The organism is Cupriavidus nantongensis, assembly GCF_041726985.1.
In the GTDB taxonomy this organism is placed as follows: Bacteria; Pseudomonadota; Gammaproteobacteria; order Burkholderiales; family Burkholderiaceae; genus Cupriavidus; species Cupriavidus nantongensis_A.
The window spans coordinates 1,987,951-2,000,280 of record NZ_CP168302.1 but is presented as its reverse complement, the minus strand read 5'-3'; the positions used below and the strand labels follow the sequence as shown (position 1 = coordinate 2,000,280).

Annotated in this window: 11 protein-coding genes; 4 read left to right on the top strand and 7 right to left on the bottom strand. The window is 69.0% G+C overall.

Translation table 11 applies throughout. The annotated features are described in order from the left end of the window. Nucleotide 1: 1 nt before the first annotated feature. Nucleotides 2-1,195 carry a flavin-dependent monooxygenase gene (locus tag ACEI37_RS08775; protein ID WP_373376349.1) on the bottom strand — a complete coding sequence of 398 codons (1,194 nt, stop codon included), beginning with the start codon at nucleotides 1,193-1,195 and terminating at the stop codon, nucleotides 2-4. A gap of 195 nt (nucleotides 1,196-1,390) precedes the next feature. Further along, entirely contained in the window at nucleotides 1,391-2,539 is a 1,149-nt protein-coding gene (locus ACEI37_RS08770; RefSeq protein ID WP_373376348.1) for an LLM class flavin-dependent oxidoreductase, read from the bottom strand. Between the two features lie 207 nt (nucleotides 2,540-2,746). Here ACEI37_RS08770 and ACEI37_RS08765 point away from each other — a divergent pair, with 207 nt between their 5' ends. Next, on the top strand, nucleotides 2,747-3,091 hold the full coding sequence (locus ACEI37_RS08765) for a VOC family protein (protein ID WP_373376347.1): 345 nt from the start codon (nucleotides 2,747-2,749) through the stop codon (nucleotides 3,089-3,091). Between the two features lie 9 nt (nucleotides 3,092-3,100). Here the strand turns inward: ACEI37_RS08765 and ACEI37_RS08760 are convergent, their stop codons facing one another. After that, nucleotides 3,101-4,285, bottom strand: coding sequence for a helix-turn-helix transcriptional regulator (locus ACEI37_RS08760; RefSeq protein WP_373376346.1), 1,185 nt, complete (start codon nucleotides 4,283-4,285; stop codon nucleotides 3,101-3,103). Between the two features lie 407 nt (nucleotides 4,286-4,692). Here ACEI37_RS08760 and ACEI37_RS08755 point away from each other — a divergent pair, with 407 nt between their 5' ends. From ACEI37_RS08755 to ACEI37_RS08745, 3 genes are read left to right on the top strand one after another with little or no spacing between them, the layout of a single operon-like run. Continuing rightward, complete coding sequence (locus ACEI37_RS08755) at nucleotides 4,693-5,508, top strand: SDR family NAD(P)-dependent oxidoreductase (protein ID WP_373376345.1); 816 nt, start codon at nucleotides 4,693-4,695, stop codon at nucleotides 5,506-5,508. A gap of 25 nt (nucleotides 5,509-5,533) precedes the next feature. Then, entirely contained in the window at nucleotides 5,534-6,508 is a 975-nt protein-coding gene (locus ACEI37_RS08750; RefSeq protein WP_373376344.1) for an alpha/beta hydrolase, read from the top strand. Continuing rightward, a complete protein-coding gene (locus tag ACEI37_RS08745) occupies nucleotides 6,505-7,605 on the top strand; it encodes a 3,4-dihydroxy-2-butanone-4-phosphate synthase (protein ID WP_373376343.1) in 1,101 nt (366 codons plus the stop codon). The genes ACEI37_RS08750 and ACEI37_RS08745 overlap by 4 nt, the downstream gene beginning before the upstream one ends. 140 nt (nucleotides 7,606-7,745) lie before the next feature. On the opposite strand, the gene ACEI37_RS08740 is transcribed toward ACEI37_RS08745, so the two are convergent. From ACEI37_RS08740 to ACEI37_RS08725, 4 genes are all read right to left on the bottom strand, one after another. Further along, complete coding sequence (locus ACEI37_RS08740; RefSeq protein WP_373376342.1) at nucleotides 7,746-8,720, bottom strand: acetyltransferase; 975 nt, start codon at nucleotides 8,718-8,720, stop codon at nucleotides 7,746-7,748. Between the two features lie 19 nt (nucleotides 8,721-8,739). Then, nucleotides 8,740-9,531 carry an SDR family oxidoreductase gene (locus ACEI37_RS08735; protein ID WP_373376341.1) on the bottom strand — a complete coding sequence of 264 codons (792 nt, stop codon included), beginning with the start codon at nucleotides 9,529-9,531 and terminating at the stop codon, nucleotides 8,740-8,742. A gap of 402 nt (nucleotides 9,532-9,933) precedes the next feature. After that, the gene (locus ACEI37_RS08730; RefSeq protein WP_373376340.1) at nucleotides 9,934-11,112 is read right to left on the bottom strand and encodes a sulfotransferase; all 1,179 of its coding nucleotides are present in this window, start codon (nucleotides 11,110-11,112) and stop codon (nucleotides 9,934-9,936) included. Beyond that, nucleotides 11,109-12,218, bottom strand: coding sequence for a DUF1214 domain-containing protein (locus ACEI37_RS08725; RefSeq protein ID WP_373376339.1), 1,110 nt, complete (start codon nucleotides 12,216-12,218; stop codon nucleotides 11,109-11,111). Before ACEI37_RS08725 ends, ACEI37_RS08730 begins: the two co-directional genes overlap by 4 nt. Nucleotides 12,219-12,330 lie beyond the last annotated feature (112 nt).

Here is a 12,330-nt window from a genome sequence, read left to right as displayed (position 1 = left end):
CTCAGATGAAGAAGTCCGTGTTGGCGCGGCCCATCATCACGCCACCCAGGTTCTGGCCGAAGCGGTCCATGTTGTTGGCATAGTGGGCGCGCGCCGCGTGCAGGTCGAGGAAGCGGCGCACCATCGGGTTGCTGCGGTAGATGCCGTTGCCGCCGGCGTAGCGCAGCAGGCCATTGGCCAGCTGCGCGCAGCGCTCCGCCACCTGCGCGGACTGGTAGCGGAAATGCAGGCGGCGCGGGGTCTGGACCTGGCCGCCGTCGCGGGCCACCGCCAGCAACTCGTCAAAATTGCGCTCCAGGATGGTCCGCATCTCGTCGATGGCCACCTGTGCACTGGCGCACGCCATCTGCGCGCCGCCGTCTTCCGCGGTCTTGCCGCCGCCGTTGCTGCTGACGCGGCCGTCGGCGTAGGCGACGAAGTCGTCCAGCGTGCCTTCGAGCGCGCCGATGCAGGCGGTGCAGACCGCGCGCACGAAGATCTGCGCGAACGGCAGCCGGTACAGCGGCACGTCATTGACGGCCAGCCCCGGGCTGGTGCCCATGGCGCCGTCGACGGCGCGGTGGGTGCGGTAGTCGGGCACGAACACGTCGTCGACCACGATGTCGTGGCTCCCGGTGGCACGCAGGCCCAGCACATCCCAGTTGCGCACGATCTTGTAGTCGGAGCGCGGCAGCAGGAAGGTGCGGTAGTCATAGGCGCCGCCCGGCTCGGCGGGGGGTACCAGGCCACCCAGGAAGATCCAGTCGCACAGCTCGCTGCCGCTGGAGAACTTCCAGTGGCCGGAGAAACGGTAGCCGCCTGCCACCGGCGTGACCTTGCCGACCGGCATGTAGGTCGAGGCAATCAGCGTGGCGGGATCGTTGCCCCACACTTCCTGCTGCGCGCGTTCGTCGAACAGCGCCAGCTGCCAGTTGTGCACGCCGACCACGCCGTAGACCCAGGCGGTGGACATGCAACCCTTGGCCAGCGCCATCTGGATGCGGAAGAAGGTCTGCGGGTCCAGCTCGTAGCCGCCGTGGCGGCGCGGCTGCAGCACCTTGAAGAAGCCCGCGGCCTGCATCTCGGCAATGGTCTCGGCGGGAATGCGCCCGTCGGCCTCGGCCTGCGCGGAGCGCTGGGCCAGCGCCGGGATCATCTGCTCGGCACGCGCGATCAGGCGCGCGGCCAGTTCCTTGGGATGGTTGTCGTGATGCACCGCGGTCTCCTTGTTGGCCTGGTTTTGTGGCTGGCATCGATGTTTGCACCGGCGCGGCGGCGTGCCATCGTCTGTTGGGACTAGCTGGTAGCGCGATGTGCGGCGCCGTACTTCGTGGAGGCGCCGGCCCTCTCCCCCGCCCCTCTCCCGCAAGCGGGAGAGGGGAGCACACCGTCGCGGAGCAAGCAGCGCCTGTCAGGCCACGCGCAGCTTGTGGCCCTGCTTGCGGAAATGCGGAATCACGTGCTCGCCGATATTGCGGATGGTCTCCAGCTGCGCCCACTGCGGCACCGTGCCCATCTGGCAGATAAACAGGATTTCATCGGCGCCGGCATCGATCAGCCGCTGCACATAGCCGATGCAGTCCTCCACCGTGCCGTAGGCGTGGTTCGGGTTCAGCATCATCATCGACGGATCGCTGAAATCCACCGACACCTTCTCCGATGCGAACTTCGTATTGATCACCGCCTTGCCCTGCGCGTCGGTCGCTGTGACATGCTCGTCGTCCCACGCCGACGGGTCGGGACGCTCGCCGCCGGCATACCAGTACGACAGCGATTCCATGAAATAACGCTGCCCCTTGATGCCGATCTTGCGCGCGGCCAGGCCGTCTTCCAGCACGATGGTCGGGCACAGTGCCGCCAGGTGCTGGTGCGGGCGGAAGCCCACCTGGTCTTCCGGCTTGCGCGTTTCCCACGCGGCGCGGTAGATCTCGTTCTTCCTGGCGACATCCTCCGGTCCGCCGAAGCCCAGCACCAGCGCGCCCATGCCGCGTGCGCCGGCGCGCTGCAGCGTGTCGGCGTTGGTGCAGGCCAGGTACATCAGCGGGTGCGGGTCCTGGCGCGGCTTGGGATGGATCGGGCGGCGAGGGATCTTGATGAATTCGCCGTCGTGCTCGATCTCGTCCTGCGTCATGATCTTCGGGATCAGGTACATCGATTCGTCGATCATGGGGTGCAGGGTGTTCAGGTCGTAGCCGAAGGTGCCGGCCTCCTGCTGGGTGCCGCCCTTGCCGACGCCGAAGTGCACGCGGCCGCCGGACAGGATGTCGAGCGTGGCGATGCGTTCGGCCACCTTCACCGGATGGTTCATCGCCGGCGGCAGGCACACCACGCCGTGGCCGATGCCGATGCGCTGCGTGCGCCCGGCGACGAAGGCCAGGAAGGTTTCCGGCGCGCTCATGTGCGCGTAGTTGGTCAGCGCGGTGTGCTCCACCGCCCAGACCACGTCGAAGCCCATGTCCTCGGCCAGCACCACCTGTTCCATGATTTCATCGAACACCTTGTGGTCGCCGGCGCGCGAGGCATCGACGGTCTGGGCTTCATAGATCAACGAAAAACGCATTGCAGTCCCCTCTCGCTTTGTCGGTACAAGACCGCATCCGGGGCACTGCGAGGCGCTGCGCCTTGGGCCGGAAGCGGCCTGCGTGATCGCAGTGTGGTCGGCGCAAGACGTCGCAACATCGTCTGATTGGATTATGAGCAGCGCCGGGCGCGTCCCTATCATGGGCAGCGGGCAAACCGCCCGCGCTTATCGAAAGGAACCTACACCATGCAAGCCAGGCTGCTGCTTTACCCCGTTGCGGACATCGACGCCGCGCTGCCGTTCTTCACCGAAGCCCTGGGACTGCCGGTGAAGTTCCGCGACGCCGACCGCTATTGCGCGCTCGACGCGGGCGCGCTGACGCTGGCGCTGGTGGCCGGCGAGGAACAGCTGGTGGACCAGCCGGCGCTGGCCTTCAAGGTGGATGAGGGAGTCGATATTGCCGCGGCGATGGCGCGGCTGGTGGCAGCTGGCGCCACCGTGGCGCAGCCCGCGGCGCAGGGACCGCACGAGACGCGCGCGGTACTGCGCACGCCGGAGGGCTTTGCGCTGGTGCTCAGCGCAAAGCCCTGACGCCTTGCCCTAGCCCAGCGAAATCACGCTGCTCAGCAGCATGCGCACCAGCGTGGCCTGGCGGGTCACGCCGGTCTTGGAGAAGATCGCGCGCAGGTGCGCGCGTGCGGTGTTCTTGCTGATGCCGAGCTCGTCAGCGGCTTCATCGAGCGTGAGGCCGTTGGCCAGCTGCAGCGCGAGCTGCGTCTCGGCGGGGGTGAAGTCGAACAGCTGGCGCACCACGTCGTGCGAGGCCTGCGAGCGGCGCTCGGGATCGCGGATAAAGACCACGCACGCGGGGCGCTTGCGGTTGTCCTCGGACCACTCGCTCAGCGGAATGGTGCGGATCAGCACGCCCAGCCTGGCGCTGCCGGACGGGCGCGTGATCGACATCGCTTCCATCAGCGCCGGCGCGGTGCCGAGGTGTCCCATCATGGCCTGGCGCAGCAGGCGCTGGAACTTGCGGTTTTCCTGGCCGTACTCGACATCGAGACCGCCCTTGGCAACGCGGATGCCATCCTTGGCGCCGAGGATTTCATCGGCGGCGGCATTGGTCTTGATGATGGTGCCCGACTCGTCCAGGATCACCATGCCGACCAGCATGCGGTCGATGGCGCTGGCGTAGACGGTACGTTCGGACTCGACCACGTCCAGGCGCGAATGCAGGTCCACCGCGCGCTTCAGGTGCGGCAGCAGCGAGGTGCACAAGGCCTTGTCCGCCGCGGAGAAATCCGGGCCGTCATGGTCGCGGCACACGCGGAAGCGGCATTCCACGCCGTCGTCGGTGCGGAGGTCGGCGCCGAGGATATAGCGGATGCCAACGTCCTTGAGGAACTGCAGGTACAGCTCGCTCTTGCACCACATGCCGGGCCCGAGGTGCTCGTCGATGGTCACCACCCGGTCCGATGGCAGCCCGATGAAGGGATCCAGCGCGTAGTAGTAGTTGTTGTAAGAGGTCTCGCCCGGCAGCGTCGACCCATGCTCGGAGGCGTTGATCATCAGCCCGGGACGGTCGGTGGCGGGCGAGCGCAGGATCAGCGTGGCGTAATTGGCATTGAGCTGCCGGCGGATCTGCTCCAGCGCCTTGCCCCAGGGCACCTGCTCCATCGGGCCCTGGTAGATATTGCCCAGCAATGCGCTGAACTCCGACAGCGACACCGTCGCCTGCGCGAACAGGTGTGCGGCCGCCTGGCTCTGGCTAACCTCCATCAGCATTTTCCTCTGTCTCCATTGTGGCGTGCTCAGCGCTCCGGTCGAGCCGGGCCGCTGGCTTGTGCGGGCTCTGTGGCCCTTTTTTGTGCCCCGATTATAGGGACGGCAAAGGGGTCGCGGCTTGCCCCCCGCCTTCATGGTTTGCCCTAGGCGGCCTGGCCACACATGTGGGGCCACACATGCCCGCCGGACTAGTCCCGCGGGACAGGCCCATCGTCACGCGGCGGCGGCGCAAACACATACTCCAAACAGACTAAGGACAGACCCATGCCCGCCCGCCAAGGGCAAACCCCTATGCAACCGGTAGCGCAGGTGCGTCCTACCCAAACAGACGATGCCCGCGCGCCGCGCCGCCGCTACAACGAGCCATGCGCGGCGATCGGCGCCGCCGTTTTCAGGAGACTTCCACCATGGCGGCAAACCCGCGGCAACAGGCCGCAGTCATCACCGGCGCAGCCGGCGGCATCGGGCTCGGGCTGGCCCATGCGCTGGCCGCGCAAGGCTATGCGCTGGCGCTGGCCGATATCGATGCCGAAGCGCTCGAAGCCGCACGCGCGGCGCTGGCACGCGACGGCGCCACCGTCGTCGCCGTGCGCACCGATGTCGCCGACGCGCGGCAGATCGCGCACCTTTGCGACGAGAGCTTCCGGCAACTGGGCCGGGTCGACCTGCTGTTCAACAACGCCGGCGTGCTTGCCACCGGCCGCTGCTGGGAATTGCCGCCCGAAGTCTTCGACAAGGTGATGCGGGTCAACCTGTGGAGCGTGCTGCATGCGCTGCGCTGCTTCGTGCCGCGCATGGTGGCGCAGGGCTCGGGGCATATCGTCAATGTCGCATCGATGGCGGGCCTGGCCGTGGGACCGTGGCTGGCCCCTTACACGCTGTCCAAGCAGGGGGTGGTGGCGCTGAGCGAAGGGCTGGCGCTGGAGCTGCAGGCGGCGGGGCTGCCGATCAAAGTGTCGGTAGTCTGCCCGGGTCCGGTTGCCACAGGCATCGCGGCGGACCTGGACGGCGCCGCGCCGCAGGAGGTGCACCAGATGAACGGCGCACTGCGCACCGGCATCGCTGCCGGCCTGACGCCGGACCAGGCCGCGCGCGTGATCCTGGACGGCGTCTCGGCCGGGCAGTTCTGGATCCTGCCGCACGAACAGGCCGCGCACGCGGCGCTGGCGCGCGCGCAGGGCATTGCCGCGGGCAACGCGCCGTCGTTTGCGATGCAGGTTTGATTCCCACAGCCCTCCAGGAGACACCATGCCGCTCGATCCCCAGGCCCGTGCCATGCTCGATGCCATGGCCGCCATGCCCGGCCTCGACTTCTCCAAGCTGCGCGCCGCCGACTACCGCGCCGCACTGGCAGCGATGCCCGGCTTCGCGCCAGGCGACGCCATCGCCGCGCAGCAAGACCTGACCTTAGACGGCCCGGCCGGTCCGCTGCCGGCGCGCCTTTACCGGCCGCACGCGCCCGATGAAGCCCAGGGCAACGCGGCGCTGCCGCTCGTGATCTATTTCCACGGCGGCGGCTTCGTGCTGTGCGGCCTCGATTCGCACAACAACATCTGCCGCAGCCTGGCGCGTCGCAGCGGTGCGCTGGTGCTGTCGGTGGACTACCGCCTCGCACCCGAGGCACGCTTCCCGGCCGCCGCCGACGACGCCGTCGCCGCGGTGCGTTGGGCCGCAGCGCATGCGGCGCAACTGGGCGCCGACCCGTCGCGGCTGGCGGTGGCCGGCGACAGCGCCGGCGGCAACCTGGCCGCCGTGGTGTGCCAGCAGCTGCGCGGAAGCGGCATCGCGCTGCGGCACCAGCTGCTGCTCTATCCCTGGCTGGACTGCAGCGATGCCGCAACGAGCAGCGCCAGCTATCGCGAATGCGCGCAGGGCTATTTCCTCAGCGCCGCGGAACTGGCGTGGTATCGCGCCCAGTACCTGGCCACGCCCGCCGACGCCGGCGATGTCCGCGCCAGTCCGCTGCAACAGCGCGACCTGCGCGGCCTGCCCCCGGCCACCATCATCACCGCCGAATTCGATCCGCTGCGCGACCAGGGCGAGGCCTACGGCGAGGCGCTGCAGCGCGCCGGCGGCAATGCGGCCGTGCGCCGCTGGCCCGGCCAGATCCATGGCTTCGCCAGCATGCAAGGGGTGATGGATGCCGCCAGCCATGTGCTGGACGCGGCCGCGGCGTCGCTGCGCCAGGCCTTCGACCCAGGCAACCGGCAGGAGGCAGCATGAGCGCGGCCAAGCTCCTGGCGCCGATGGCCGAAGTGCTGGCAGCGCTCGCCGCGGGCGAGCGCGTGGTGGTGCTCGAAGACGAGAGCGCGGAAGCCACCGGCTGCGTGCTGGTGGCCGCCGAGCGCGCCACCGAGGCCGACGTCAACTTCATGGCGGCCGAGGCGCGCGGCCTGGTGTGCATGGCCATCACCGAGGCGCGCCGCGCGCTGCTGCAACTGCCGCCGATGGCCGCCAGCCAGCGCCAGCGCGAGCGCTACACCGTGTCGATCGAGGCCGCCAGCGGCGTCAGCACCGGCATCTCCGCCGCCGACCGCGCGCTGACGCTGCGCGTGGCCGCGGCGCCGCGCGCCCGGCCGCAGGACCTGGTCCAGCCCGGCCACGTCTTCCCGGTGGTGGCGCAGCCGGACGGCGTGCTGCGCCGCGCGGGCTTTGCCGAAGCATGTTCCGACCTGCCCCGGCTGGCGGGGCGCGTCGCGGCCGGGGCCTATGCGCTGGTGCTCGACGACGACGGCGAGCTGATGCGCGGACCGGCCCTGCTGGACTTCGCCAAACGCCACGGCCTGCCGGCGGTCTCCGTCAGCGCGCTGATCCACCATCGGCTACTGACCGAGGGCGCGCTGCGCCGTACCCGCACGACCGAACTGGCGACGCCGTTCGGGCGCTTCACCGTGCACGCCTACCATGACGCCCCGGTGGATGCGCTGCACCTGGCGCTGGTGCTGGGCCAGCCCGACCCGCACACGCCCGTGCTGACGCGCGTGCAGGCGGTGGAGATGCAGCGCGACGTGCTGGCCTTCGGCACGCCCGCGCAGCCGGCGTGGAACCTGGAGCGCTCGCTGGAACGGATCGGCGCGGAGGGCTGCGGCGTGCTGGTGCTGCTGGATGAGCGCGAGTCACCGCAGCAACGGCTGGATCGGCTGGCCGCTCCGGCCGCGGCAGCGCCCGCGCCGGCTTTCGCGCAGCGCGCGCTCGGCGTCGGCGCGCAGATCCTGCGCGACGTGGGCGCGCACAAGCTGCGCCTGCTGAGCCATCCGGTGCCGTACCGCGCGGTCACCGGCTTCGACCTGGAAGTTATGGAGTTTGTCCCGCCGGGCTGAGCGGCTTAGCCTTGCCCGTCGTCCCCGCGCAGGCGGGGACCCAGTGTCTTGTCTGTTCGCGGGCCAGGGACAAAGACGCTGGATTCCCGCCTGCGCGGGAATGACTGTGGTTTATCGCAGCACCTCGGCTTTTAGACGGCTCAGCATGACTTGCCGAAGCAGTCGGCAAAGCTGCGCGTGAAGCGCTCCACGTCGGCGTCGGGCAGGTAGTTGATGCCGCCGGCCAGGCGCCGGCCGCCGCCGGTGTCGAAGCCGCGGCAGAAGTCGGCCGCGCCGGTGGCGCTTTGCGGCGGCACCCGCACGCTGACGGCAAAGCCGCCGCCGGACCGGGGCGACAGCAGGCCGATCGCATCGCCGGGGCGCCCGCGCACCAGTTCGTTGGCAAGCACGCCGATCGCGCGCCGTGCCCACGGCGCGTCGGGCAGCACCAGCAGCGCGGCGCCGGGTATCTCATGCATGGGCGAGAGGCGGCGCGCCTGGGCCATGTCGTCCTCGTAGCCCTCGCACAGCAGCGTGAAAGTGGCGCACTGCGCGGCGAAGTCCAGCGGGTCGGCGAAGGGCAGCATGTGCTGCGCCAGTTCAGCGGGGTTGCAATGCAGGTCGGCCACGCACTCGCCGTACGCGTTGTAGTTGAGGCAGGTGCCGAGCCGTTCCAGCACCGCCGCTTGGCCCGCGTCCAGGCCAAGCTGCGCCGCCATCGCGCGCGCCACGTCGCCGAGGTTGTCGCCAAAGGCAGCGGTAACCGCCCAGCGCCGGTGGCGCCCGCCCAGGTGGCGGTCGACCAGGATGCTGGTGCAGACCTGCGCGGCCTCGTCGATATGCGCGCGCAGGCCGGCATGCGAAGGCACGTCGCCGGCGTGGTGGTGGTCGAAGTAGTCCACCTCCACCCCGGCGTCGAGCAGCCGCAGCAGGCCATCGCGGTTCTGGTCGAGCGAGATGTCGAGCGCCGTCACGGTATCGCCGGCGCGCGCGTCGATGCGCTCCAGCAGCCGGATATCGCGCTTGACGCCGGTGACCAGCATGGCGTCGCTGGCGTGCGAACCGCCGGCCAGGCGCAGTTGCTGCAGCGCGCACAGGCCGTCGGCGTCGCCGTTGAAGGCAAAGTAGCTTGTCATGGCATGCGGTGCTGTGGGCTCAGGGCATGAAATCGCCACCATTGGCGTCCAGCGAGGCGCCGGTGATGGCCCTGGCGTAGTCTGACACGAGAAACAGCGCAGCGCGCGCGCAGTCGTCGTCGGTCGGCATCCGGCCCAGCGCGATCTGCGCGGTCACCGGCGCGATCACCGCGTCTTCGCTCACACCCTGTTCGGCGGCGGCGTGGCGCACATAGCCCTGCACCGGCGCGCCCCACATCCAGCCCATGAAGATGCTGTTGGCACGGATGCCATGCGGCCCCAGCTCGCGCGCCAGGTACTTGACCGCCACCGCCAGCGCCCCCTTGGACGCGGCGTAGCCGGATTCGCCCGGCATCGGCTTGCGCGTGGCCTGGGTGTTGATCATCACGATGGCGCCGCCGCCCTGCGGCTTCATCAGCGCCGCCACCTCCTGCGTCAGCGTCATGGTGCCGAAGACATTGGTGTCGAACACCTGACGCCACACGTCCAGGTCGGCCGCTTCCACCGGCTCGGGGAAATTGCCGTGCTGGAAGGCACTGTTGACCAGCGCATCGATGCGGCCGAAGCGGCGCAGGGTCTCGCCGGCGAGATGGCGCGACTGGGCGCGGTCGGTGATGTCGGTCACCACCTTCAGCACTTCGCAATCGGCGCCGAGGGCATCGATGCGGGCCTGCGCTTCGTCCAGTTTCGCTTCGGTGCGCGCGGCGATGGCCACGGCGCGGGCGCCTTCGCGCGCCGCTTCCACCGCCAGCTTGATGCCCAGTCCGGGGCCGATGCCGGATACGATGACGATCTTGTCTTTCAGCAGCATGTTGGTGTCTCCTGTTTTGGTGGTCTTGAGTGGCTGTCAGATAGGCCGCGTGTTTTCTCCCCTCTCCCGCTTGCGGGAGAGGGGCGGGGGTGAGGGCAGGCGCTGGCATACCGCAGGCGCGACTTCGTCTGACGCTCCCGCCCTCACCCCAACCCTCTCCCGCAAGCGGGAGAGGGAGTACACCATTGGGATTTGAAAAGTCCGCGGCATTTCGCTGTGCCACGTGTTTTCTCCCCTCTCCCGCTTGCGGGAGAGGGGCCGGGGGAGAGGGCAGGCGCGTGCAATAGCGACGGCCTGCACTTCGTTGACGCTCCCGCCCTCTCCCCAACCCTCTCCCGCAAGCGGGAGAGGGAGTACGCAAGCGGGAGTTGGAAGGCCCGAGGCGAGTGCTGGCGTTGCGGGTCATTCGTTTGCGTTGCGGCTCAGGATGTGCCGCGCACGGTAACTGGCGAAATCACGTTCCAGTTGCGCCTCGCTCAGCCCAAACCGTTCCGGCGTATACGCATGCGCCGCGCGCTGGTTGCGCGGGTTGCTTTCCATCCAGCCCCACATGCCGGCGCGCGCGGCCTCGGTCAGCGGCATGCCGGCGAAGCGGTAGACCGCCTGCGCCACGCCGAAGGGATCGCGCACCGTGTCTTCGAAGCGCACGTCGAGGAAGCGCTCGGCGGGCATGGCGTCGCGCACGGCCATGGCGTGGTCGGTGCCGCGCCGCATCTGTTCGCTCCACTGGCGGCCGGCCGTGACGGGATTCGGATCGTCGGCGTACAGCTTCCACAGCGTATGCGCCATGCTCGCCATAGACGGAATGGTCTGCAGCGGATCGCGGTGGGTGAGCACCACCTGCGCGCCCGGGAACACCCGGAACAGCACCTCCAGCGTATGCAGGTGCTGCGGGGTCTTCAGCACCCAGCGCTGTGCCGGCGCCTCGCCGCGCTGGCGCTTCTGCCACTGCAGGAACTGCAGCATGGTCTTCAGGCAGGCATAGACTTCCGTGTGGTCCTGCTGCGCCAGCCAGCCGGTGTAGGCGGGCACGTTGACGTAGGAATCCATCGCGCACAGGAACGAATGCTCCATCAGCATGAATTCCTCGTCCGCGGCCATCGCGTCGAGCGGGTGGATGGCAAGGATGTCCGGGATGAACCGGATCATCTTCCCGACTTCCTCGCGCGCCGCGGCGATGCGCCGGCTCGGATCGCGCACGTCCTCGCCCGGCAGCGGGGCCGGATAGCGGGTCTCCCACCACGCCGCCGAGCTGAAGCGCGCGTCGGTGGCCAGCATGCGCTGCAGCAGCGTGGTGCCGGTGCGCGGCAGGCCGACGATGACCAGCGGGTCTTCCACGCGCTCCTGCAGGATCTCCGGATGGCGCCGGCAGTAGTCCTGGATCACCAGCCGGTTGACCAGCTGGGCCTGCAGCTTGCCTTGCAGCATGTGCGTGCCTTGCGGCGACAGGTTGGCCTCGCGTGCCAGCGAATCCGACAGCACCCGCAGCGCCTCGCGATAGTTGCCCGGACCGAAGTCGTCCAGGCCGCCGGCCTGCTCGCTCGCCTGTGCCAGCAGGCGTTCCACGTTGATGGCGTTCATGCCTTGTTCTCCCTGAGCGATGCAAGCTTGACCACGCGCGTGCGCGGATGCGCTGGCTGCGCCGCGCCGACCCAGCGCCAGCACATGGTGCCGTGGTGATGGCCGGCGGTTTCCAGCCAGTTGGGCAGGCCGGGATCGCGCGCGCTGAGGATCACGGTGACGCCGCCATTGGCGTTGAGCCGGGCACCGTGTTTGTTGAGGCAGATGTCGTGGTAGCGGTAGTCGAGCGATTCCATCCAGTAGTTGTTGATCTGGAAGTTCCAGAACTCGCACTCGGGCACCCGCTCGACCTCGACCACCAGCGCCTCGTCATCGGCCAGTTGCCAGCACGAGTGGTAGTAAAAGATATTGGGATCGCCGCCCGCCGCCTGGCACACCGCCTGGTCCGCGGGCGGCAGCGCGTTGACATGGCCGCCATAACCCTCGGCCCAGTCGGCAAAGATGCGCGCGGTGCCCTCGACGAAACCCGCGGCGCGCAGCAGGCCAGCGTGCAAGCGCTCCGCGCTCAGCGCGGGCGGCTTGCCGTTGGCGTCGATGCGCTCGATCTGCAATTCGGCGGGCGTCTCCGCCTTGCGGTCGAGAAAGGTCTGGCGCACCACCAGCGCGTTGGTCGCTGGCTCCATGCGCACCCAGTTTCCCGGTTGCGGCTGGGCGCTGAGCACGATCTCGAAACTCCCGTCCGCCGCCACCGCCAGATTGTTGCTGTCGATAAAACCGGTCTGGACCATGCGTCCGTCGGTTTCGTAGCCGCCCTTCTGCGTGCCGAAGCTCAGATACGCCACCGTGCCGCGCCGGCCGCGGATGCGGTACGCCGCGCTGCCGTCCAGCCGCGCGTAGCGGTACAGGTTGTCCGGATTGTCGGCGCCGATCTTGGCGGTTTCGTGCGACGGCGAGAACAAGCCGGGGAACGCCGGATCGGCAAATTCCACATGCATTTCCAGCGCAATGCGCAGCAAGCGGCTCAGGTAGCGGAAGCCCTCGGCGCGCGTGAGCGCATCCGTCGGCGCTTCCGGGCGCAGGATCTGCTGCCCGCTGCGCTTGAGCACGTCGCAAAACTCGGCCCAGGTCTGGCCGCTCAGCAATTGGTCTTCGGCGTTGGTCGCCATCTGCCTGCTCCCGTGGTTCGTCGGCGCAGCAACGATACCCAGCGCAGCACGCCCCGTTCCTCGTCCGGGTGGACTAGGAAATGCGCGCCGCGCCCCGCAATTTCTTAGTCCG

Bases quoted from the DNA above. Each gene is read 5' to 3' on its own strand.
- ACEI37_RS08725 (WP_373376339.1), bottom strand. From the start codon at position 12,218: ATGGCGACCAACGCCGAAGACCAATTGCTGAGCGGCCAGACCTGGGCC.
- ACEI37_RS08770 (WP_373376348.1), bottom strand. From the start codon at position 2,539: ATGCGTTTTTCGTTGATCTATGAAGCCCAGACCGTCGATGCCTCGCGC.
- ACEI37_RS08740 (WP_373376342.1), bottom strand. From the start codon at position 8,720: ATGACAAGCTACTTTGCCTTCAACGGCGACGCCGACGGCCTGTGCGCG.
- ACEI37_RS08765 (WP_373376347.1), top strand. From the start codon at position 2,747: ATGCAAGCCAGGCTGCTGCTTTACCCCGTTGCGGACATCGACGCCGCG.
- ACEI37_RS08730 (WP_373376340.1), bottom strand. From the start codon at position 11,112: ATGAACGCCATCAACGTGGAACGCCTGCTGGCACAGGCGAGCGAGCAG.
- ACEI37_RS08755 (WP_373376345.1), top strand. From the start codon at position 4,693: ATGGCGGCAAACCCGCGGCAACAGGCCGCAGTCATCACCGGCGCAGCC.
- ACEI37_RS08750 (WP_373376344.1), top strand. From the start codon at position 5,534: ATGCCGCTCGATCCCCAGGCCCGTGCCATGCTCGATGCCATGGCCGCC.
- ACEI37_RS08760 (WP_373376346.1), bottom strand. From the start codon at position 4,285: ATGCTGATGGAGGTTAGCCAGAGCCAGGCGGCCGCACACCTGTTCGCG.
- ACEI37_RS08735 (WP_373376341.1), bottom strand. From the start codon at position 9,531: ATGCTGCTGAAAGACAAGATCGTCATCGTATCCGGCATCGGCCCCGGA.
- ACEI37_RS08745 (WP_373376343.1), top strand. From the start codon at position 6,505: ATGAGCGCGGCCAAGCTCCTGGCGCCGATGGCCGAAGTGCTGGCAGCG.